We start from the raw sequence: 22,157 nt of genomic DNA, 5'->3' as shown, positions 1-22,157 counted from the left end.
GTGCAGTCCAGATACCGGTTGTTGACGGAGCGGACCTCCACCGTGATGTCCCGCTTGTGCAGCTCCTGTCTTGCCCGGCCGTAGCCGGTCATGCTCTTAATCATGTGATCCCTACTTCCTCTCTTGTGGTCTCTCAGCAGCAGAACCAATAGCCGCCGCCATTGCAGAGCGCCCAGAGACAGCACAGGCTCATACAGGGATTTCCGCCGCACAAGGTGCCGAAACTCCCGCCGCCGGGGCGGTATGCCGTGTCGTCCGTGCCCTCCATATACTCCAGCGCCTGCCGGTACTCGGCGTTGGTGGGGTCCATCTGGCAGGCGGTCCGGTAGTACCGCAGCGCCTCGTCCAGCCAGCCCCGGCGGTAGCAGACCGCCCCCTTCAGGAAGTTCCACTCCGCATTGTGGTCGCTGTAATTGGCCAGCAGCGCCTCCGCCCGGCTGATGTTGCCGGTGTTGATGGCGATGCGGGCCTGCTGGAGCACGGAGCTCTGACCGCTGTAACTCTGGGAGCCCCCATATCCGCCGTAGCCCTGATAGCCGCCGTATCCGCCGTAGCCGGAAGCGCCGTAAGAGGCCCCGCCGGAGCCACTCCCCCGCTTGCCGGAGGCCCGCTCCTTGGTGATCTGCTCGTAGGCGGCGTTGATCTCTTTCATCTTCTCCTGCGCCAGATCCGCCAGCGGATTGTCGTGGTAGTTATCCGGGTGGTACTTCCGGGCCAAGTCCCGATATGCTTTTTTGATCTCCTCGTCGGAGGCGTTCTCCGACACACCCAGTATCTGATAGGGATCGTTCATGTGGTCTCCTCAGCCTTCTTGTGTTTCTTTCTCTGTTCCCTGGGGGGCATTTTGTGGAAGGTGCCCTCCAGCACGGCCCGGCCCACGGCAAAAAGCCCGGTGTACACCGTACTCTCCAGCAGGGGGCGCCAGACGCCGAAGTCCCACAGCTCAAAGGCCGTGGCGATCATGTGGATGGAGTGGTCCAGCGTTCTGGCAAAGGCCCGGCGGCTCTCCTCGTCCCATTTGCCGTCCCGCAGGCCATAGCGCAGGGCCACGGGATTATAATTCCCGGAGACGGCGTCTTTTTGCAGGTCGTCCGCCGCGTCGATCAGATACACCCACCGGCCCAGGTGGTAGAGCATCTGCTCCAGCACCCGCCGCCGCACCGGGTCCTCCACCCCGGCAGCCGCTGCCGCCAGCAGCTGGGCAAAGGTATCTGCCGCCTGATCCATGGAGGGACAACACTCCCCCTCCAAGCGGCTCAGAGCCGCCAGCTGTTCCCGCACCCGGCCGTCAAACTCCGGCCGGGCCGCGGCAGCCTTTCGATAGCCGCCCCGCAGTGCGGCGGCGGAGACCCGGTAGCCCAACCCCTTCCAGAGGCCGTGGTCCTCCACGCCGTCCCGCAGCTGCCAGTAGGCCAGAATCACGCTCTCATCCGCTGCCAGCTCCAGGGCCGCGGTTGCGGGCTGGTACGCCCGGAGCCGGACGGGGCTGGACACGCACCGCCTCCGGCAGGGCGCAGCTTCTTCCGGATCCGACAGCAGGATGGCCAGATAGGTGAAGTCGTAGTTCAGGATCATCCGGGCCGCCGGGCCGTACCGCTCCCCCAAGGTGTGGCACAGCCCGCAGTATGCCCGCCGGAACCGCTCTGCCTCCTCCTGAGGCAGGATCTCCAGCGGGGGGCGTACATAGCCGAACACCGCCTCAGAACACCCGGACGATGTTGAAGGTCAGGCCGCCCCTGGCCCGCAGCCTGCGGTCATAGAAGATGGCAAAGACGATGCCCGCCGCGAATCCGGCCGCAGCCACCGCGTACTGCGCCGCTACGCTGTCCGTCAACAGGGACATGATGACATACCCCGCCAGGAACAGCACCACCGGGATCAGGTACACCAGTACCACGATCCGCAGCATATTCTTGGTGCTGCTCTCCACAACCACCTTCTGTCCGGGCCGGGCGCCGATGGGGTTGCTGGCCCGGGCGTGGACCGCCGCGCCGGTGACGCCGCAGCCGGCGCACTCCTCGCAGTCGTGTCCGCAGGCGGATTTCCGGGGTACGGAAATCTCCGCGTGGTCCGCATCTAAAATTCGTTCAACTGTTGCGATCTGCGTCATGTTGTCTCGTCTCCTGTATCTGGGATCTCCCCGGCGGGCGTATCAGGCTCCGCCGGCTGATCGGATGTCTGTTCAGAAATGGTGACACGCACCTGATACGTCCCGCCGGAGACGCCCACGTCGTGCCCCACCACCGTCACCTCCGCGGGGACAGTGTAGGTGCCCACGGCGGAGCCGAAGTCCGCCAGGTCCACCGTCACCAGAATGTTGTCCGAGGTAATGGCCCCCACATCCCCGCTGGTGCCGAAGATGGACACGGCCAGCTGCTCTGTCAGCAGGTCTACGGTCCGGTCCTCCGGCGCGTTCTCCAGAATGAAGTTGGTGGCCGTCACCGTGGTGCGCTGCATATCCTTGAAGGAGATGCGCAGCGTGGCGCGTGTGACGCCGCTGAGATTCTCGCATCCCTCCGGGATGGGAATGGCATAGCTGTAATTGGTGGTGCTGCCCAGCTCCGCCAGATTGAAATCGTCCAGAACGATGCTGTCCATGCTGTTCAGCACATCTGCCGGGCCGGACACCAAGATGGTGGACGGCTCGATCCCCCAGTCCACGTTGTACATGCGGGCGCCGGCGGACTCCACGAAGTTCATGGTCAGCTGCAGCTCCCGGGTGACATATACCGGCAGCGTCACCTGAATGGTCTCCTCTGTGGTCTGGAGGCTCGTGTTCTCCAGCAGCTGGTCGTTTGCGTCATAGAACTGGATGGGCAGCTCTCCCGTGACCGTGGAGGTGGCGTCCTCTCCCAGATCCAGGGTCACCTTGGCATAGCTGACGGCATCCACATCCTCCTGATCGCCCCGGACCTCGATCTCCGTGGGGCTGACCTGCAGCTCTCCGGCGGAGTAACCCTCTGCCACATTGCCGGAGATCTCGCACCGGACATCCACCGTCTTGTGGTACAGCTCCGCCACGTTGATGGTGATGACGGAGGGCGTCCGGTCGCTCACCGTAATATTCTGCCGGAAATACTCTTCCGTATAGCCGTAAATCACCGAGGTCACCGTCTGCACCCCTGTCCGGCTCACATTGGAGAGATCCACTGTCACCCGGATATAGTCTTTGTCCAGCAGAGCCAGGTCAAACGCGGTCCCTTCCATCTCCAAATCCACGGTGCTGACGGTATCCTCGTCCAGCAGCATGAAGCCCCGCTCTGTAAGGACCGTCTCCCCAGTGTAGGTGATGGGCACATCCCGGAACCACTTGGTATGCATCACCGCACCGCCGTTGTTTCCGAAGTTGTCCACGAAGATCCACACCACGATGGCCGCCAGGATGCACAGGGCGAGATACACCGCCTTCTGCTTGGGATTACTTTTCATGGTTGTCGCCTCCCGTGCTTCCGGCCCGCAGCAGATTCATCAGGCTGAACTTGGGCTTGTCCTCCCCGGCCTCCTGCGGAAGCAACTCGTTCCGCAGGATATTGGCCAGCGTCTCCGGCTTGAGGTGCCGCTTGAGCATTCCCCCGATGGCCACGGAGATGGACCCGGTCTCCTCGGAGACGATGACCACCACGGCGTCGGCGTTCTCGCTCATGCCGATACCGGCCCGGTGGCGCATCCCCAGCTCCCGGGAGAGGTTCACGTTCTTGCTGAGAGGCAGCATGCATCCGGCGCCAAGCACCCGCCCGTTCCGGACGATGACGGCGCCGTCATGCATGGGGGCCTTTACAAAGAAGATGTTTTTCAGTAATTCGCTGGAGACCGCCGCGTCCAGCACCGTGCCGCTGCGGACCATGTCGTCCAGCAGGTTTTCCCGCTCGAACACGATCAGGGCGCCGGTGCGGGACTGGGACATCTCGGTGCAGGCCAGCACCGTCTGGTCGATGGCCTGTTCCACGGCGGTGCCGGCCTCCGCCCGGGAGAAGAAGGCGATGAAGCGGCGGCTGCCCACCTCCTCCAGGATGCGTCGGATCTCGGGCTGGAAGAGGACGATCAGCGCCACCACGCCCCACCTCACCAGTTGGTTCATGATAAAGTTGATGCTGTTCATATTCAGGACCATGGACAGCATCAGCGCCGCCAGAAACACCAGCACGCCCTTGAGCAGGCTGGCGGCCCGGGTGCTCTGAATCAGCGTCAGAGCCTTGTAAAACACAAACACCATAATCGCTATATCCAAAATGTCCGTGACCTTCAGCATCATCAGATACCGGCCGATGATCCCGGGCAGTGTGGAGAGCGTGACAAATTCCATTGGACGTCATCATCCCTTTCAGGCCATGAATATCTAGATTATATAAAATCTGCCTGTAGAATGCAAGGCAAACCAAGCTAAAATTCACGGTCTGTTCAGAAAGTCACCTCAGGATCTCCCCCATAGCCACTAGGAAACGGGATACTTCCTCCCGCGTGTTCCAGTGGGAAAAACTCAGCCGGACGGTGCCGGTGTCCAGCGTCCCGGCGGTGCGGTGGGCCAGGGGCGCGCAGTGAAGGCCCGCCCGCACGGCGATGCCCCGGTCTGCCAGGGCCGCGCCCAATGCCTCTGCGTCCATGCGCTCCGGGACAATGGAGAGCACCCCCGCCTGGGCCGCCAGGTCTGGCAGGGCAAACACCTGCAGTCCAGGGAGCCGCCTCAGGCCCTCCGCCGCCTGGAAGGTCAGTTGCCGCTCTCCGGCGCAGATGGCCTCCGGCCCCAGCTGGCGGACGAATCGGACCCCCGCCAGCAGCCCTGCGATGCCGGGCATATTGTGGGTGCCCGCCTCCAGCCGATCCGGCAGGAAGTCCGGCATCTCCTGCTGGATAGAGATGCTGCCGGTGCCGCCCTCCAGCAGTGTGCGGACGGGGACGTCCTTCCCGCACAGCAGTACGCCGGTCCCCTGGGGGCCGTACAGGCCCTTGTGGCCCGGCATGGCGATGAAGGCCGCCCCCAGGGCCGTCATGTCCAGGGTCAGCATCCCGGCGGACTGGGACGCGTCGATGATGAAGGGTACCTCCCGCTCCCGGCAGATAGCGGCGATAGCCTCCACCGGCTGGACGAAGCCGAATACGTTGGACACGTGGTTGCAGATCACCGCGTCCGTGCCGGGCACGATCAGGCGGTCAAAGGCCGCCGTCACCGCTGCAGGCTGAAACAGGGGCGCCGCCGCCACGGACACCTGGGCTCCCAGGGCCGCCAGGGGCCGGGTGACAGCGTTGTGCTCATATCCGGAGATCACGGCTTTCCCGCCGGGAGGCACCAGGCTCTTGATGGCAATGTTCAGGCCGTGGGTGGCGTTCATGGTGAAGGCCACCTGCTCCGGGTTCTCCAGATGGTACAGCTCCGCCAGCTCTGTCCGGCAGTCGAAGGCAGCCTCCGCCGCACGCATGGCGGCGGGGTATCCGCCGCGGCCGGGAGAGCTCATGGTGGCCATGGCGTCCCGCATGGCGTCCGCCACAGTCCGGGGCTTCTGGAAGGTGGTGGCCGCGCTGTCAAAATAGATCACGGTCTCACCTCCCGGAACGTCCCCCGCTGGGTCAAGAATATCTGAACAGGGTCCAAAGATTCCCTGTGAAGGGCCGTCAGGGCAGCCGTCAGGTCGGAGTCCGCGATCTGCACGGCGTAGGCGCAGCCCCGGTCCGTCAGGTCCCGGGGGGCCCGGAAGATCCGGCTTCGGATCCCCGACCGGGCCAGCGCCCGCTGCATCCGCTGGGCATAGGTCACCGAGCGGGCGATAATCAAATAGTGCTCCACAGACACTCCTCCTCTCTACCCATTCTATGGTCGGGAGGCGCGGACGTGCGAAAAGGACGCGCCCGAGGCACGTCCTTTTTTTCAAGGGAGCCGTTCCAGCAGCGCCACCGCATGGGCCGCCATGCCGGAGCCGTCCCCGGTAAAGCCCAGATGCTCCTCTGTGGTGGCCTTCACATTCACCCGGTCCGCATCCGTCCCAAGAGCTGCGGAGAGGTTCGCCTCCATCTCCGGGCGGTAGGGGCCCACCTTGGGGGCCTGGGCGATGAGGGTGGCGTCGATGTTCACCACGGCCCATCCTCTCTCCTGCAGCAGCGCTGCCACCTGCCGCAGCAGCTCCAGGCTGGAAATACCGGCGTAGCGGGGATCGCTGTCCGGGAACAGCTTGCCGATGTCCCCCAGCTTGGCGGCGCCGCAGAGGGCGTCCATTACCGCGTGGGTCAGCACGTCCGCGTCGGAGTGGCCCAGCAGCCCACGGTCCCAGGGGATCTCCACGCCCCCCAGCACCAGCCGCCGCCTCTCCGTCAGCCGGTGGACGTCATATCCATGTCCGATCCGCAGATTCGTCATATCCGATCCTCCCTGGCCTGCAGAATAGCCTCCGCCAAAATCAGGTCTACCGGAGTGGTGATCTTCAGGTTTTCCTCGTCCCCCTCCACCAGATAGACCCGCTTGCCCAGCCGCTCCACGGCGGAGCAGTCATCCGTTATGGGGATGCCCCCCTCAACAGCCGCCTGAAGCGCGGCTTTCAGCAGCGCGCTCTCGAAGATCTGGGGTGTCTGCACAGCCCGCAGGGCCGCCCGGTCCAGCGTCTCCGCCACCGTGCCGTCGTCCCGGACGGCTTTGATGGTGTCCTTCACCGCCACCGCCGGGGCCGCCGCCCCGCAACGGGCGGCCTGCTCCGCCACATCGTCGATGAGCTCCGGCGTCACCAGGGGGCGGGCGCCGTCCTGCACCGCCAGCAGCTCCATGCCCTCCCCGGCCTCCAGTGCTGCCAGAAGCACCGAGTGGGCCCGGCTCTCCCCGCCCCGGATCACCTTGGTGCATTTGGTGATGCCGTAGGTCCTGCACAGCTGGGAGATCTCCAGAAAGTCCTCCTCCCGGGCGGCTACCACGATCTCGTCGATCCGCCGGGCCATCTGCAGGGCCGTCAGTGTCCGGGCCAGTACAGGAATGCCGTCCAGGGGCTGCAGCAGCTTGTTCACCCCGCCCATGCGGGAAGAACTGCCTGCCGCCGCCACCAGCGCGGCGCAGCAAGGGCGCTGGGCATCCCGGAATTTTTTGAAAAATGCCATGATCCGACCTCCCTGGAAATTTCTCCTGAAACAGCAGAATGTTCGCGGACATGGTCCGCGAACACGTTATCTCTGGATCTCCGGTGTCTGGAGCATGGCCTGCTCCACACGCCGCTCCACCTCTTCATAGCCGCTGTCCTCTGCCAGCACCAGCTCCGACAGCAGGATCTGGCGGGCCGTATGAAGCATCTTCCGCTCCCCATTGGAGAGGCCCCGCTTCCGTTCCCGGAACATCAGCCCCTTAATCACACGTGCCACCTCGTACAGATCCCCGCTCTTCATCCGCAGCAGATTTTCCCGGTACCGCTTGTTCCAGTTGCTGCTCTCCTCCACCGCCAAAGACGGGATAGCGGCAATCAGGGCTTCCGCCTCCGGCCGCTGGATGACCGAGCGGACTCCAATCGTCTGGCTGTTGGCGGTGGGGATCTTCAACAGCAGTCCACCCACCGGCATTTTGAACACATAGTAGTCCTGTGTACTCCCCGCGACCTTTTCCTGAACGATGGCGTCGATCACGCCGGCCCCATGCATTGGATGAACGACCAGATCCCCAACGCTGAACATGGTAAACTCCTTCCCATTTCCGCCGGGCGGTGACTGGAACCCGCTCTCTCTATTTCCACTTTTCTGTTTTCATAAATTTCATTATACCGGCTTTTCAGCGGCTTTACAAGCTTATTTTGAAATTTTTTTACTATCTTTTCCAGTGCCTTACACTTTCCGCAGAGAATCATCCACCCGCGGCAAGGGCATCAGCTCCTCCAGACACAGGTCCCCCCTGTACAAAAGAGCCGGACGGCAGATATGCCGCCCGGCTCCGGAGGATTTTGTTATCTCTTGTTGGAACGGCGCCAGATGTGCATCTTCTCCGCCTCGGCGATCAGCTCCTCGCGGAACTGAGGATGGGCGATGGCAATCAGGCCCTCGGCCCGCTCCCAAGTGGACTTGCCCTTGGCGTTGAACTTGCCGTACTCCGTCACTACATAGTGGAGGTTGGTGCGGGTGGCGGTGACCACGGACCCCTCCAGCAGCGTGGGCCGGATACGGGACTTCAGCTGGCCGCTTTTTTTGTCCATGTAGGAGGAGGAGCAGCAGATGAAGCTCTTGCCGCCCTTGGACAGGTACGCGCCCATGACGAAGTCCTGCTGGCCGCCGGCACCGGAGATATGGTGAATTCCAGAGGACTCAGAGGACACCTGGCCGTACAGGTCGATATCCACGGCGCCGTTGATGGAGATGAAGTTGTCGATCTGAGACACCCGGGCAATGTCGTTCACATAGCTGACGGGAGCAGCCATGCACTCAGGGTTGTTGTCGATGAAGTCATACAGCTTCTGTGTGCCCGCCGCGAAGGCATAGGTCTGCCGGCCCCGGTCAAAGGGCTTGCGCAGGCCCGTGATGCGACCGGCTATGGACATGTCCACGAAGGCGTCCACGTACATCTCGGTGTGCACGCCCAAATCCTTCAAGTCGCTCTCGGCGATCATCTTGCCGATGGCGTTGGGCATAGAGCCGATGCCCAACTGCAGGCAGGCACCGTCACAGATCTCCGGCACCACCAGTTTGGCCACTGCCATGTCCACCTCACTGGCGGCTCCGCCGCCGCCCAGCTCATCCAGAGCAGGGTTCTCTCCCTCCACGATCATGTCCACGTCGTCGATGTGGATGCAGTTCTCAAACCCGCCCAAGCACACGGGCATGTTCTTGTTGACCTCCACGATGACGGTCTTTGCGCACTCGCACACAGCCTTCAGGTGGGAGCCGCCGGGACCGAAATTGAACCAGCCGTGCTCGTCCATGGGGGCCACCTGGAACATGGCCACGTCCAAGCTCTTGATGCAGTTGCGGTAATACCCCGGCAGCTCAGAATACCGCAGGGGGATGTAATAGGAGAAGCCCTCGCTCACGGCCTTGCGCTCGATGCCGCCCATGTGCCAGGAGTTCCAGCAGAAATGCTCCGCCGCATTGGGCACATCGAAAATGGCGGGCTTGTGGGTCAGGATACCGCCCCGGATCTTCACGTCGGTCAGCTCGCCCATCCGCCGGGCCAGCGCCTTATCCAAGGCATCCGCCGAGCAGACGCTCCAGCCGTAATCCACCCAGTCGCCGGACTTGACGGCCTTGACCGCCTCGTCGGCCGTTGTCAGCTTCTGTTTGTACACTTCCTGGTAGCTCATGTTGATCTTCCTCCTGTAATTCCCGTTTGTTGTATGATGTCATCGGTGTTGTCTTACATTGATTGTCAAGAGTATAACATACCAGCCCTTGAAAAGCAATCCATACCGTGAAAAAAATCACAAAATTTTCAAAAAAAGGCAGGCCCCTCACCGGAGCCTGTCTTTTTTAGGTCTGGAAATCCGTGCGGATTACTCCTCCACAGGAGCTTCTTCCTCCTCAGCCTCATCAGCCGCGGGAGTCAGCAGGGCGCGGATGGACAGGGAGATCTTCTGCTTCTCCTCGTCGATGGCCGTGATCTTGGCGTCCACAATCTGGCCCTCGGAGAGGACATCCTCAGGCTTGTCGATGCGCCGGTCAGCAATCTGGGAGATATGGATCAGGCCGTCCACGCCGGGCACGACCTCGGCAAAGGCGCCGAAGGTCATCAGCTTGACGATGCGGACAGAGGCCACGTCGCCCACCTGGTACTTGTCCATGAACACCTGCCAGGGATCGATGCTGTGATCCTTCACGCCCAGGGAGATCTTCTTCTTCTCGGGATCGAAGGAGATGACGTACACGTCCATGGTATCGCCCACCTTGCAGACCTCGGCGGGGGTCTTGATCCGGCTCCAGCTGAGCTCGGAGATATGTACCATGCCGTCCACGCCGCCGATGTCCACGAACACGCCGTAGCTGGTCATGGACTTGACGGTGCCGGTGTAGTGCTTGCCCACTTCGATGTTGGCCCACACCTCCGCCTGGGCGGCCTTCCGGGCCTCCTCAGTGACGGAGCGGATGGAGCCCACCACGCGCCGGCGGGCGCGGTTGACCTCGGTGATCCGCAGCTGGACCTTCTGCTTCACCATGGCAGACAGATCAGCGCCGCGGGGCTGACCGCTCTGAGAGGCGGGGACGAATACCCGCACACCCTTGACGGACACCACGATGCCGCCCTTGTTCTCCTCGGTGACAGTGCCCTCCAGAACGGTCTTCTCCTCCACGGCCTGCTCGATGTTCTCCCAGACCTTGGCAGCGTCCAGACGCTTCTTGGACAGCTCTGCGTAGCCCTCCACGTCGTTGACGCGGACCACATAGGTCTCGATCTGGTCGCCCACGTGGATGATGTCCTCCGCCTTGACATTGGGGTCGTCGCTCAGCTCGCTGAGCTTGATGTAGGCCGCCTGCTTGGCGCCCACGTCCACCTGCACTTCGGTGGGGGTGATGGCGGTAACGATGCCGGTGACCCGGTCACCGTTATTTAAAGTTTTAAAAGACTGATTCAGTAATTCCTCGAAGGACTCCTCTTTGCCCTCGGCCGCCTTGATTTCTTCGCTCATCGTTGCATATACCTCCTTAATGATGCCCGCAGGCGTGGAGGCACCAGCCGTAAGGCCCGCAACAGTACAACCATTGAAAAAATCCGGCGAGAGCTCGTCCGCGCGTTCAATCTGGACCACGCGGGGGCATCTCCTCAGGCAAATTTCCGTCAGATGTTTGGTGTTGGCGCTTTTACGGTCTCCCACCACGACCATCACGTCTGCTTTGCCGGCGATTTCTGCCGCCTCAGACTGACGTTCATGCGTAGCATTACATATTGTATCAAAGATTTTTACGTTTGTACACTGTTTTTTTATGATTTTCCAAGAAGTTTCAAAAAGTTTTCGGATGCAGGTGGTCTGCGCTACTACGGTAACAGGGATTTCCCGACTTTTCTCATCCCCGTCCAGCCAGGCCTCCACGGCCTCCGGCCCGTCGAACACCAGGGGCTGGCGGCACCAGCTGGCCACCCCCATCACCTCCGGGTGCAGGGGTTCGCCGATGATCACCGGACGACGGCCCTCCGCCTCCGCCTGGGCCACTAGGCGCTGGATGCGGATCACATTGGGACAGGTGGCATTGACGCACCGGACGCCCCGGGCCTCCAGATCGTCCAGCACGGATTTCAATTCTCCATGGGATCGGATCACCACCGTGTCCCCCGCCGCCAGGCCAGCCGGGTCCTCGGTCTTCCGGACACCCCGGCGGGCCAGATCCTCCACCACGTGGGAGTTGTGGATCAGGTCTCCCAGCATCCAGCATCCGCCGGTCTCCTCCCCGGTCTTTGCCGCCAACTCCACCGCCCGCTTCACGCCGTAGCAGAATCCGGCGCTCTTGGCCAAAAGGACCTTCATCGCGCCTCCTTCCCCAGGGCGTAGGAGCGGCGGAGCACCTCGTCGGCGATGGCCTGGACCTCCTCCGGTGAAGGCCGACGGCTGGTGGCCTCCGGCCGGTATGCCTGGCCGAAGATGATGCGGGTCCGGCGAAAGAGGCGTTTGTTCCCCTCCACGTACACCGGCACGAACTGCGCCCCGGAACGGATGCCGATGACGGCCACACCACCCTTGGCGGGCAGAGCCCCCTCGTGTTCCACCCGGGTTCCCTCCGGGAATATCAGCAGGTTGTCCCCGCTCTTGATAGCCTTCAGGGCGGTTTTCACCGCCTCGATGTCCCCCTCGCCCCGGTCAACAGGGAAGGCGCCCAGCTTCCGCAGTACCCAGTCAAAGACCTTGTTGCAGAACAGCTCCTTCTTGGCCATGATGTGGAGCCGGTAGTTCACCGGAACCTTCAGCGCCACCAGCACCGGGTCCCAGTTGCTGTTGTGGTTGGGACACAGCAGGGCGCCGTGCTCCGGCAGGTTCTCCCGCCCGATGATGGTGACTGGGTGAAGAATCCCCGCCACCAAGTTTACCAGATAGTAGATGCATACGAAAAATCCATTCAGCGGCCTCTTTTCGCTCATAGTCCCGTCCTCTCCCGGATAATGTGCAGCAGCGCGTCCTCGCTCTGGACAAAATCCAGAGCCGTGGTGTCCAGCAGCACCGCGTCCTCCGCCTGACGCAGGGGTGCGGCGTCACGGTGGGTATCGTTCCAGTCCCGTTCCTGAATGGCACGGAGGATAGCCGCATAAGGCTCCGGCGTCCCCCGCTCCTCCAGCTCCAGCATCCGGCGGCGGGCCCGCTCCTCTGCGGAAGCGGTGAGAAACACCTTCACCTCCGCATCCGGCAGCACCACCGTGCCGATATCCCGGCCGTCCATCACCACGCTGTTCTCCCGGGCCAGCTGGCGCTGCATCTCCAGCAGGTACGCCCGAACCTCCGGATAGGCGGATACCAGAGAGGCGTAGCGGGACACCTCCGGCAGGCGGATCTCCGCCGTCACATCCATTCCATTCAGCTCCATGTGCTGCAGGCCGTCCGTCCCATAGGTCAGGCAAATCTCCAGGTCCGGCAGCACCGCCACCACGGCGGAGCGGTCCCGGGGATCGATCCCCTTCCGCCACACGGCATAGCCGATGGTGCGGTAGATGGCACCTGTGTCCACGTATAAAAAGTTCAGTCTGGCGGCCACGCTCCTGGCCAGGGTGCTCTTCCCCGCGCCGGAGGGCCCGTCGATGGCCACGCGAATGTTCTCACTCATGCGTTCTCTTCCCCTTGTCTCAGCGCCTCCGCCGCAGCCTGTCCCGCCGCCCGGCCTGTGGCCCAGGCGATCTGCAGGTTGAATCCGCCGGTATAGGCGTCCACATCCATGATTTCTCCCGAAAAGTATAATCCCTTTACAAGTTTTGATTCCATTGTCTTTGGGTCAATTTCACTGATCTTTATGCCACCGGAAGTAACGATGGCGTCCGTCACCGGGCAGGGGCCGGCAATCTCCACAGAAAAATGCTTGAGGCTCTGGACCAGTTCCCGCCGCTGCTCTCGCGTCAGGTCATGGACCTTTTGATGGGGCGGGATGCCCGACCGCTCCACTGCCACCGGAATCAGCTTCTGGGGCAGCAGATCGTCCAGCGCGTTGCAGAAGTCGTGGTTGGCGTACTTCTCAAAGTCCCGCAGCAGCCGCTTGTCCAGGGCCTGCTCATCCAGAGCAGGCTTCAAGTCAATCTCCAGCCGATAGGTCTTTTTGCCGAAGTGCCGCATGTGGGCGGAGGCCGATAGCACCAGGGGCCCGCTGACACCGAAGTGGGTGAACAGCATCTCCCCGAAGTCCGTGTAGATCTTCTTCCGGTCCTCGAACACCGCCAGCCCCACATTCCGCAGGCTCAGGCCCTGGAGCTCCCGGCCCAGGCCGTAATCCCGCAGCGGCACCAAAGAGCCCTGAAGGTCCGTCACCGTATGCCCCGCTTCCCGGGCCATTCGGTGCCCCTCTCCTGTGGAGCCGGTGGCGGGGTAACTGACGCCGCCGGTGGCAAGGACTACCGCCCCGGCAGGGTATGTCCCCCGCTCTCCCCGGACACCTGTGACGGCGCCGGAGGTGATCTCCAGCTCCGTCGCCCGGTCCCGGACCAGAGAGACCTTCAGCGCCTTCAGCCGCCGCTCCAAAGCGGCGCTGACGTCAAAGGCCCGGTCACTGACGGGAAACACCCGATTCCCCCGCTCGGTCTTCAGCGGCACGCCGATGGACGCAAAGAACGCCATGGTGTCCCGGCCGTCGAACCGGGAAAAGGCGCTGTACAAAAACTTGCCGTTCCGGGGCACGTTGGCCAGCAAGGTCTGTACATCGGCGTTGTTGGTGACGTTGCACCGGCCCTTGCCGGTGATGTTCAGCTTCTTTCCCAGCCGCTCATTGGGCTCCAGCAGCGTCACCTGTGCGCCCCGCTCCGCCGCGGAGACAGCGGCCATCATCCCGGCGGCTCCCCCGCCGATCACTACCAGCCCCTTACTCATCGTCCATCTTCCCGAACACGCCGTAGGCGTTCCAGATGTCCTCCAGCTCCGCAAAGGTGCGGGACACGTCCGACCGCATCCGGGAGCCCACGGCGATCAGCAGCGCGTTGATGAGGGACAGAGGCGCCACCATGGAGTCCACAAAGGAGATCATCTCACTGGGAGCCAGCAGAGCAGCCTCCGCCATCTGGTAGACGGGGGACAGCTCATTGTCTGTAATAGCCACGATGGTAGCCCCCCGGTCCTGGGCAAACTTCACTGTGTTCATAGTGACCTTGGAGTACCGAGGGAAGCTGATGGCGATCATCACATCCCCGGGGCCGATCCGCAGCAGCTGCTCGAAGATCTCCCCTGCGGCGTTGGACTGCACCAGCGTCACGTTCTCGGACAGCAGGTGCAGGTAGAAGTTCAGATACCCCGCCACAAAGGAGGAGGTCCGCACCCCCAGGATGTACAGGTGCCCGGCGCCCAGGATCAGGTCCACCACCTTGTTGAACTCGGTCCTGTCCGCCTCTTCCGCCACCATCCGCAGCTTGTCCATATCGGACTGGATCACGGCGGACAGCACATCCTGTCCGCCGAACAGATTGTCCGCCGCCTGGATGCGCTGGGTGGAAGTGAGGCGGCTGCGGATCATCTCCTGCAGTGCCCGCTGCATACTGGGATAGCCGTCGTACCCCAGCTCCGATGCGAAGCGTACCACTGTGGACTCGCTGACGCCGGAGAGCTTCCCCAGCTTGCTGGCAGTCATGAAGGCGGCCTTGTCGTAATTCTGCAGGATGTAGTCGGCAATCCGCTTCTGTCCCTTGGAAAAGGTGGGCATATTGCGCTCGATGGTATGTAGGATGCTCTTAGCCACTGCTGTTTCCTCCGTCGGCCGCCTGCAGGGGGCCGTTCTTGATCTTGCCCGGCAGCTCCGCTGGCCCGCCGGACGTTCCGCGGTCTATTGTAGCACAGTTTTTTCAAAATTCAAACCGCTTTGCGGGATTTTTCCGTCTCGCCGCCGGAATGGAAAAGACGCCGCCCCATTCAGGGCGGCGCCTTCCGCTTTTCAGTCAGGGGGTGACTCCCAGCGCCCCTGCCTCGTCCTGTGTCAAATACCGCCACTTTCCCGGCGGCAGATCGCCCAGCTCCAGAGCTCCCTCCCGGACCCGGCGCAGCCGCTTCACCGTCAGGCCGCACTGGGCACACATCCGGCGGACCTGCCGGTTCTTCCCCTCATGAATGGTCACTGCCAGCACCGCGGTTCCGGGAGTTTCCCGCAGCACCTCCACCCGGGCGGGGCGGATGGACTCCCCCTCCAGGTCGGTGACGGCTGCCAGCCGGGCCGCCGCGCCGGCCACCGGTCCGAATACGGAGACGTGATACGTCTTTTCCACCTCGTGCTTTGGATGCAGCATGTGCTGGGCCCAGGCACCGTCGTTGGTCAGCAGCAGCAGGCCCTCGGAATCCAGGTCCAGCCGTCCCACGGGATAAACCCGGCTCCCGCAGTCCGCTACCAGCTCCGCCACTGTCCGCCGCCCCCGCTCGTCCGAGAGGGTAGAGACATAGCCCCGCGGCTTGTTCAGCAGGATGTACACGGCCTCCGCCCGGGGCGCCAGGGGACGGCCGTCCACCAGGATCTCGTCCCGATCCGGGTCTGCACGCTGGCCCAGATGGGCGGTCTGGCCGTTCACCGTCACCCTTCCGGCGATCAAATATGTCTCTGCCGTCCGCCGGGAGCAAACCCCCGCGGCGGACAGCAGCTTCTGCAGTCGTTCTTCCATGTTGTCCTCTCTCTATCCCGGCAACCCCTGCTTCAGAATGCTCAGGGCGCTCTCCATCCGGGGCGCCACGTCGGCGCCATACAGCAGCGCCACCCGGCCCACCTCTTTTCCATTGACCGAGAAAACCGCCTCCCCGGCCCGCCGGCCGGCCCGGATGGGGGCCCGCAGAGATCCGGCCAGCTCCACGTCCAGCTCCAGGGACTCCCCCTCCGCCAGCGGCCAGGCGAAGCTGTCCGCCGCCACCAGGGGCACCGTGGCGCTCATGCCGTTTTCCACCTGGACCCGCTGGATTGTCTGGCCCAGAGAGGCCCCCAGCTTGGCGGGATAGGTGGAAAAACCGTAGTCATACAGCGCCGCGTGGTCCGCCCAGTCGTTGCCGTCCTGGAGAGTCACCGCCACCAGCCGCTGGCCGTTTCGCTCCACACAGCTCACCAGCGTCCGGCCTGCCGCCATGGTATAGCCGGTCTTCAGGCCGATACACCCCTCTATCTGGTTCAACAGCTTGTTGTGGTTGGTCATGGTCCGCCCGCCAATGGTGACGCTGCGGGTGGAGGCCATCCGTACCAGAGTCTCATTTTCCACCGCCGCGCAGGCAAGACGCGCCATGTCCCGGGCCGTGGAGTAATGGTCCTCATGGTCCAGCCCGTTGGGGTTGGCGAAGGAGGAGTGCTCCATGCCGATCTCCCGGGCCGTTGCATTCATGAGCTTTGCAAAGTCCTCCTGGCTGCCGCTGATGTGCTCGGCAATGGCCACGGCCGCATCGTTGCCGGAGCAGAGCAGCAGTCCATACAGCAGTGTCTCCAGCGTCAGCTTCTCCCCCACCTTCAGATACATGGAGGAGCCCTCTGTATACGCCGCCTCCCGGGAGACCGTGACCACATCGTTCAGGTCTCCCTCCCGGATAGCCACCAGGGCCGTCAGAATCTTGGTAGTGCTGGCGATCAGCATTTTCGCGTCGGCGTTCTGCTCATACAACACCCGGCCGCTGTCCACGTCCATCAAAATAGCGGAGGAGGCAGACGTACTGACCGCGTGCGTCTGACAAGGAAAAAGACTGAACAGGGCCGCCAGAGCGATCCCCAAAGCGGCAAGCCGCCGGAGCAGGGTTTGCAAATGCCATCACCTCATTTGTTTGGTGATGGTAGTATACCCCGTTCAGACGGGTTCTTTTTCTTCCTTCTTGTCGAAATATTTTTCCACTTTGTCCACCAGATCCGGCATCATCTCCACCACCCGGTCCAGCGTGGTCATGGGCGGCATCGCCACCGGCAGCACCCGGGTCGTTCCCTCCCGGATCACCAGGAACGCCACAGGCTCGATCTTCACGCCTGCGCCGCTGCCGCCGCCGAAGTCCTTGGGCTGGGTCTTGCCGTAGTCGGCGCCGCCGCAGCCGAAGCCCATACTGACCCGGGAAATGGGGATCAGAGTCACGCCGTCAGGCGTGGTGATGGGCTGCCCCACGATGGTGTTGGTGTCCGCCATCTCCCGGATCTTGTCCATCGTGGAACGCATCAAATCGCTGAGGGGTCTCTTCTTGTCCATTGTCTCGTCCATGGATGCCATCCTTTCTCGTCACGCGGCGGGGTGTTCTGCCGCCTTGTTGTCTGCTGCTTTGGATGCGGGCGGCATCCGCCGCCGCTTCATGAACCGCCGGAGCCAGCCGATGGCCGGGACCGCCAGCTGCGTTCCTACGGCGATCAGCGTCCCCAGCCGGATGGAGATGCCAAGCTCTCCTTCCGCCCGGGTCTCCTGCGCGTCAAAATCAATTCCGAGATGAATCCCGGGATCCCGGATCACCACCAGCTTCTCCAGAGCCGGCATCCCGGTCCAGACCAGGGCGTGGAGTCCACCGTACAACTCTGCGGCTGCCGCCGGGTCCTCCGCCCCGCCCAGGGTGGCGGACAGGCGCAGCGGGTCTACGCGGATACCCCGCCGGGTGCGGCGCAGAGCCTTTTGGGCGGCGGGCCACAGCGTCCTTGCGGCGTCCTGAAGATCTTCCAGTTTGGGCTTCGGGATTTTTTTTGCCGCCTCTGCCAGGTCCTTCGGCTCCTTTTTAGGCTTTCCCGTTTTTTTGGTTTCCTGCGGCGTTTTTTTTGCCTCTTTGGACGGTACCAGCCGGACCCGGAAGGGACCAATCGTCAAATCCGCCGCAGCCTGCCCCCTGCCGAAGACCACATACAGTCCCAGCCGCAGCCGCGACAGAAAAATCGCAAGTGCCAGCAGCACCGCCAACGTGATCCAAAGTCCCAGCAACGTCCATCACCCCCCTGACCGCTCTGGCGGAGCGGATTCTCAAGGCGCCTCTTCCTCCATGGCGCCGGCCGTCTCCGGCGTGTCGGCTCCGGTGATCTCTGCCGTGTCCGCCGGGTCCATGATCTGTCCGTCCTCGCCGATCCGCATCTGTCCCTCGCCGCCAAGGTCCGGCAGCTCCGGCAGGTCATCCAGGCTGGTCAGATGGAAGGCCCGGAGAAACTGTTTGGTGGTCCGGTACAGGCGGGGCCTTCCGGGTACCTGCAGGCGGCCGCACTCCTCGATGAGCTTCCGGTCCAGCAGCAGGCCGATGGTATAGGCGCTGTCCACACCCCGGATCTGATCCACATAGGCCCGGGTGGTGGGCTGGTAGTAGGCGATGATGGTCAGCACCTCCAGCGCCGGCTGGCTGAGCTTGGCGGGCTTGCGGATCTCAAAGGCTTTTCGGATCACATCCGCGTAGTCCGGCGCGGAACACAGCTGCCAGGTATCCTCCATGCGCAGCAGCCGGATGCCCCGGCGCTCGTAGGCATAGTAGTCCATCAGCTTCTGGAGCACCTGCTCCACCGTGGGGCGGTCCATCTCCAGGGCCACGCAGATCCGGTCGGTCTGCACCGGCTCCCCAGAGGCAAACAGGATACCCTCCACCGCCGATTCGATCTCTTTCATCTCCATCTTGGAACGGTCCTCTCTCACAGTTTCAGATCCTGGGGCAACTCCCGCTCCTGCCGGACAGTGCAGTCCGTCTCACTCCCTGCCAGATGCAGGATGCGGGCCCGGCACAGCTCCAGCACCGCCAGAAAGGTGGCCACCACCTCGCTGCGGCTGCGGCTGCCCCGAAACAGCAGCAGAAACCGAGTGACGCCGTGAGTCCTTAGCCGGCTCAGAATCTCCCGGGCCTTGCTCTCCACGGGATAGGGCTCGTGCTGGACGATGCTCTGGAAGGCGGAGCGGGGCGGCGGCAGGGACCGCTCCGCCCGGCCCTGGATCTCGGCCATGGCCAGGACCAGGTCCGCCGGTGTCTGGTCGTACTCGTAGATCTTTCCCCGCTTCACCGGCTCCGGCGGACGGGTGAGGATATTCCGTCCGAATTCTCCCATGGGCTCCAGCCGGGCGGCCATGGACTTCACCTTGGCGTAGTTCTCGTTGCGCTTCCGTTCCTCCAGAGAGGCGATCAGGGCATCCATCTCGCTCTGGGCCTCCTCATCTTCAATGGAGAGAAGCATCCGGGTCTTGATGTACACCAGTTGGGAGGCCATGGTGACGAACTCGCTGGCCACCTCCAGATCCATCTCCTGCCGCCGGGCCAGCCACGCCATGTACTGGTCGCAGATCAGGGAGATGGAGATGTCCTGGATCTCCATTTTGTTCTTGCCCAGCAGATATAGAATCAGGTCCAGAGGGCCCTCAAAGTCCTGCATCTCTTCCTCGGATTTGCTACGGACCACCTTTTCCAGCTTGAATACGGGGTTTTGCAAACCGTTCACCTCAACCAAAAATCAGGGACAACAGGGCGCTGTAAATGCCCAGGATGCCCCGGGAGATCAAACTGCTGCCGATGCCCACAAAGGACAACACCAACAGCACGACAATGCCGTACCGCTCATACCGCATCAGCGTGATGTACTGCCGGTCCGGCAGAAACGCCGCCAGCACCTTGGACCCATCCAGCGGCGGGATGGGAATCAAATTGAACAACCCCAGACCGATGGACAGAGGCGCCAGCGTGTACAGGCAGAAGCTGAACACCACGTCCATCGCCGCAGAATAAGGGGCGTAAAGGTAAATCACCTTACTGATAAGCATTGCCAAAACCGCCAGCACAAAGTTGGAGACGGGTCCCGCCAGGGCGGTCAATGCCATGCCCTGCTTGGGCTTTCGGAAGTACCGGGGGTCCACCGGCACCGGCTTGGCCCAGCCGAATCCTGCCACGAACATCATCAGCAGGCCGATCCAGTCGATGTGCCGCAGGGGATTCAGACTCAGGCGGTGCATGGACTTGGCCGTGGGGTCCCCAAGAGCCAGGGCCGCCAGACCGTGGCAGGTCTCGTGGACTGTCAGGCAGAGAAAAATCGCGGCCACCCGCAACACCGCGTCCAGCAGTGAAGTCAGGTCCAGCGCGGAAAGCAATCCCTGTAAATAGTGCAGCATATTCGTCTCCCTGTGATGATAACCCAAAAGATAGGAGTATTATACCAGTTTTCCCCCCGCAATACAAGGAAAATCACCGGAATTCAAAGGGCTTTCAGGCGGAAACAAGCGGAGCGGGTGCTTTCGCACCCGCTCCTGATTCAGCTGGCTTAATAATCAGCCCTTCACCATGGAGGCGATCTCCTCAGCGAAGTTCTCCTGCTTCTTCTCGATGCCCTCGCCCTTCTCAAAGCGGATGGCGTCCTTGAAGGTCACCTTTCCGCCTGCGGCCTTGGCGGCGGAGGCGATATACTGCTCCACGCTCATGGAGTTGTCCTTCACGAACTCCTGCTGCAGCAGGCAGTTCTCGGAGTAGAACTTGTTCAGCTTGCCCATGACGATCTTCTCCCGCACGGCCTCGGGCTTGGAGGCCATCTTGGGATCGTTCTCCATCTGGACCATCATGATCTTCTTCTCCTCGTCCAGGACATCCTGGCCCACCTGAGACTTGTCCCAGAAGCGGGGGTTCAGAGCGGCGATCTGCATGGCCACGTCCTTGCCGATCTCCTCCACCTTCTCAGCGGGCAGGTCGGACTCCAGGTTCACCAGCACACCGATCTTGCCGCCGGCGTGCACATAGGGCACGGAGACGTTCTCGGCGAAGCGGGCGAAGCGGCGGACCTTGATGTTCTCGCCGATCACCAGCACCATCTCCTGCTGCTGCTGGGTGACGGTCAGGTCGGTGCCGACGTACTTGCACTCCATCAGCGCGTCCAGGTCGGCGGGAGCCTCCTTGGCCACAGTGGCGGCCACGCCCTTGACGAAGTCCACGAACTTCTCGTTCTTGCCCACGAAGTCGGTCTCGGCGTTGACCTCGACCACCACGCCCACACCGTCGATGACGGCGGCATAGGCCATACCCTCGGCGGCAATGCGGCCGGCCTTCTTGGCGGAGGCGGCCATGCCCTTCTCGCGCAGCCACTCCACGGCCTTGTCCATATCGCCGTCGGAGGCGGTCAGCGCCTTCTTGCAATCCATCATGCCCACGCCGGTCATCTCGCGCAGGTTCTTTACATCAGCTGCGGTAAAAGCCATTTTGAATTCCTCCAAACAGTTTTGGTATATACGCGCAAATGCGGGCGCAGATTACTCAGCGTCGGCAGCAGCCTCTTCAGAGGCGGCCTCAGCAGTCTGCTCACCCTGCTTGCCCTCCAGCACGGCGTTGGCCATGATGGAGGAGATCAGCTTGATGGCGCGGATGGCGTCGTCGTTGCCGGGGATCACATAATCGATCTCATCGGGATCGCAGTTGGTATCGGCGATGGCCACCACGGGGATGCCCAGCTTGTGGGCCTCGGCGATGGCGTTGCGCTCCTTGCGGGTGTCCACGATGAACAGGGCGCCGGGCAGCTTCTTCATTTCCTTCACGCCGCCCAGGTACTTCTCCAGCTTGGCGATCTCGCCCAGGTGCTTCATGACTTCCTTCTTGGGCAGCATGTCGAAGGTGCCGTCCTCCTGCATGGTCTTCAGCTGGTTCAGCCGATCCACACGGGTGCGCATGGTCTTGAAGTTGGTCATCATGCCGCCCAGCCACCGGGCATTCACATAGAACTGGCCGCAACGGGTGGCCTCCTCGCGGATGGCCTCCTGTGCCTGCTTCTTGGTGCCCACGAACAGCAGGGACTGGCCGCTCTCAGACAGCTGACGGACGAAGCTGTATGCCTCCTCCAGCTTGCGGACGGTCTTCTGCAGGTCCACGATATAGATGCCGTTGCGCTCCGTGTAGATATAGGGAGCCATCTTGGGGTTCCAACGGCGGGTCTGGTGACCGAAGTGGACGCCCGCCTCCAGCAGGGCCTTCATGGATACGACGCTAGAATTTGCCATAGTTGTGTGTTCCTCCAATTTCAATTTAGTTGGTCCTCCGGCGGTTTCATCCCCCCTGCCAACCCGGCCGTTTTGGGCCCCGGGCACAGACAGAAAGTCGACGCACCGTGCGGAATGCTGAAATATAGTATCACAATCCAGTGTGCAATGCAAGTATTTTTTCCCAAAAGCCGTGTAAAATTCCCGGTTT

The 22,157-nt window shown here is 62.5% G+C and carries 26 protein-coding genes; all 26 read right to left on the bottom strand.

Annotated elements, in window-relative coordinates; all coding sequences use genetic code 11:
• Positions 1-104: YicC/YloC family endoribonuclease (locus QVE23_RS06060; RefSeq protein WP_287967754.1), on the bottom strand; the 104-nt coding region annotated here is incomplete at its 3' end.
• Between the two features lie 29 nt (positions 105-133).
• Entirely contained in the window at positions 134-793 is a 660-nt protein-coding gene (locus QVE23_RS06055) for a J domain-containing protein (protein WP_025545465.1), read from the bottom strand.
• Positions 790-1,695 (bottom strand): DUF5685 family protein, encoded by a 906-nt coding sequence (locus QVE23_RS06050; protein WP_287553938.1) that lies wholly within the window; start codon positions 1,693-1,695, stop codon positions 790-792. Before QVE23_RS06050 ends, QVE23_RS06055 begins: the two co-directional genes overlap by 4 nt.
• Positions 1,696-1,699: 4 nt before the next feature.
• Entirely contained in the window at positions 1,700-2,110 is a 411-nt protein-coding gene (locus tag QVE23_RS06045) for a SoxR reducing system RseC family protein (RefSeq protein ID WP_021749893.1), read from the bottom strand.
• The gene (locus QVE23_RS06040; protein ID WP_021749892.1) at positions 2,107-3,429 is read right to left on the bottom strand and encodes a CdaR family protein; all 1,323 of its coding nucleotides are present in this window, start codon (positions 3,427-3,429) and stop codon (positions 2,107-2,109) included. The genes QVE23_RS06045 and QVE23_RS06040 overlap by 4 nt, the downstream gene beginning before the upstream one ends.
• Positions 3,419-4,303, bottom strand: coding sequence for a diadenylate cyclase CdaA (cdaA, locus tag QVE23_RS06035; protein WP_021749891.1), 885 nt, complete (start codon positions 4,301-4,303; stop codon positions 3,419-3,421). Before cdaA ends, QVE23_RS06040 begins: the two co-directional genes overlap by 11 nt.
• 103 nt (positions 4,304-4,406) lie before the next feature.
• Positions 4,407-5,531, bottom strand: a complete 1,125-nt coding sequence (locus QVE23_RS06030) for an aminotransferase class V-fold PLP-dependent enzyme (protein WP_267288315.1) — start codon at positions 5,529-5,531, stop codon at positions 4,407-4,409.
• Entirely contained in the window at positions 5,528-5,779 is a 252-nt protein-coding gene (locus tag QVE23_RS06025) for a putative Se/S carrier protein (RefSeq protein ID WP_021749889.1), read from the bottom strand. The genes QVE23_RS06030 and QVE23_RS06025 overlap by 4 nt, the downstream gene beginning before the upstream one ends.
• An 81-nt stretch (positions 5,780-5,860) precedes the next feature.
• Positions 5,861-6,346 carry a 2-C-methyl-D-erythritol 2,4-cyclodiphosphate synthase gene (ispF, locus tag QVE23_RS06020; RefSeq protein ID WP_051365693.1) on the bottom strand — a complete coding sequence of 162 codons (486 nt, stop codon included), beginning with the start codon at positions 6,344-6,346 and terminating at the stop codon, positions 5,861-5,863.
• Positions 6,343-7,071, bottom strand: a complete 729-nt coding sequence (gene ispD / locus QVE23_RS06015) for a 2-C-methyl-D-erythritol 4-phosphate cytidylyltransferase (RefSeq protein ID WP_256264794.1) — start codon at positions 7,069-7,071, stop codon at positions 6,343-6,345. Before ispD ends, ispF begins: the two co-directional genes overlap by 4 nt.
• 66 nt (positions 7,072-7,137) lie before the next feature.
• The gene (locus QVE23_RS06010; protein ID WP_021749886.1) at positions 7,138-7,635 is read right to left on the bottom strand and encodes a CarD family transcriptional regulator; all 498 of its coding nucleotides are present in this window, start codon (positions 7,633-7,635) and stop codon (positions 7,138-7,140) included.
• Positions 7,636-7,901: 266 nt separating this feature from the next.
• A complete protein-coding gene (locus QVE23_RS06005; RefSeq protein ID WP_021749884.1) occupies positions 7,902-9,248 on the bottom strand; it encodes a butyryl-CoA:acetate CoA-transferase in 1,347 nt (448 codons plus the stop codon).
• A 189-nt stretch (positions 9,249-9,437) separates the two neighbouring features.
• On the bottom strand, positions 9,438-11,402 hold the full coding sequence (locus QVE23_RS06000; RefSeq protein ID WP_021749883.1) for a bifunctional 4-hydroxy-3-methylbut-2-enyl diphosphate reductase/30S ribosomal protein S1: 1,965 nt from the start codon (positions 11,400-11,402) through the stop codon (positions 9,438-9,440).
• On the bottom strand, positions 11,399-12,010 hold the full coding sequence (locus tag QVE23_RS05995) for a lysophospholipid acyltransferase family protein (protein ID WP_021749882.1): 612 nt from the start codon (positions 12,008-12,010) through the stop codon (positions 11,399-11,401). The genes QVE23_RS06000 and QVE23_RS05995 overlap by 4 nt, the downstream gene beginning before the upstream one ends.
• Positions 12,007-12,687 (bottom strand): (d)CMP kinase, encoded by a 681-nt coding sequence (cmk, locus tag QVE23_RS05990; RefSeq protein WP_025545046.1) that lies wholly within the window; start codon positions 12,685-12,687, stop codon positions 12,007-12,009. Before cmk ends, QVE23_RS05995 begins: the two co-directional genes overlap by 4 nt.
• Positions 12,684-13,934, bottom strand: coding sequence for a BaiN/RdsA family NAD(P)/FAD-dependent oxidoreductase (locus QVE23_RS05985; RefSeq protein WP_021749880.1), 1,251 nt, complete (start codon positions 13,932-13,934; stop codon positions 12,684-12,686). Before QVE23_RS05985 ends, cmk begins: the two co-directional genes overlap by 4 nt.
• A complete protein-coding gene (locus tag QVE23_RS05980) occupies positions 13,927-14,793 on the bottom strand; it encodes a MurR/RpiR family transcriptional regulator (RefSeq protein WP_021749879.1) in 867 nt (288 codons plus the stop codon). The genes QVE23_RS05985 and QVE23_RS05980 overlap by 8 nt, the downstream gene beginning before the upstream one ends.
• Before the next feature lie 196 nt (positions 14,794-14,989).
• On the bottom strand, positions 14,990-15,700 hold the full coding sequence (locus QVE23_RS05975) for a pseudouridine synthase (protein WP_287967751.1): 711 nt from the start codon (positions 15,698-15,700) through the stop codon (positions 14,990-14,992).
• A gap of 12 nt (positions 15,701-15,712) precedes the next feature.
• Positions 15,713-16,813, bottom strand: coding sequence for a D-alanyl-D-alanine carboxypeptidase family protein (locus tag QVE23_RS05970; RefSeq protein WP_249390744.1), 1,101 nt, complete (start codon positions 16,811-16,813; stop codon positions 15,713-15,715).
• Between the two features lie 42 nt (positions 16,814-16,855).
• Positions 16,856-17,254 (bottom strand): GerW family sporulation protein, encoded by a 399-nt coding sequence (ytfJ, locus tag QVE23_RS05965; protein ID WP_174232996.1) that lies wholly within the window; start codon positions 17,252-17,254, stop codon positions 16,856-16,858.
• An 18-nt stretch (positions 17,255-17,272) separates the two neighbouring features.
• On the bottom strand, positions 17,273-17,953 hold the full coding sequence (locus QVE23_RS05960; protein ID WP_287967749.1) for a hypothetical protein: 681 nt from the start codon (positions 17,951-17,953) through the stop codon (positions 17,273-17,275).
• 39 nt (positions 17,954-17,992) lie between these two features.
• Positions 17,993-18,646, bottom strand: coding sequence for an SMC-Scp complex subunit ScpB (gene scpB, locus QVE23_RS05955; protein WP_021749874.1), 654 nt, complete (start codon positions 18,644-18,646; stop codon positions 17,993-17,995).
• Positions 18,643-19,428, bottom strand: a complete 786-nt coding sequence (locus tag QVE23_RS05950; protein ID WP_275982807.1) for a segregation and condensation protein A — start codon at positions 19,426-19,428, stop codon at positions 18,643-18,645. Before QVE23_RS05950 ends, scpB begins: the two co-directional genes overlap by 4 nt.
• Before the next feature lie 10 nt (positions 19,429-19,438).
• The gene (locus QVE23_RS05945; protein ID WP_025544547.1) at positions 19,439-20,101 is read right to left on the bottom strand and encodes a site-2 protease family protein; all 663 of its coding nucleotides are present in this window, start codon (positions 20,099-20,101) and stop codon (positions 19,439-19,441) included.
• 156 nt (positions 20,102-20,257) lie between these two features.
• Positions 20,258-21,175 carry a translation elongation factor Ts gene (gene tsf / locus QVE23_RS05940; protein WP_021749870.1) on the bottom strand — a complete coding sequence of 306 codons (918 nt, stop codon included), beginning with the start codon at positions 21,173-21,175 and terminating at the stop codon, positions 20,258-20,260.
• Between the two features lie 51 nt (positions 21,176-21,226).
• Entirely contained in the window at positions 21,227-21,967 is a 741-nt protein-coding gene (gene rpsB, locus QVE23_RS05935) for a 30S ribosomal protein S2 (RefSeq protein ID WP_036630655.1), read from the bottom strand.
• Positions 21,968-22,157 lie beyond the last annotated feature (190 nt).

The sequence above is a fragment of the Oscillibacter sp. KLE 1728 genome, from assembly GCF_934833455.1.
Taxonomy (GTDB): Bacteria; Bacillota; Clostridia; order Oscillospirales; family Oscillospiraceae; genus Oscillibacter; species Oscillibacter welbionis.
Note: the sequence above shows the minus strand (reverse complement) of the source record. Positions and strands in the feature narration are given on the sequence as shown.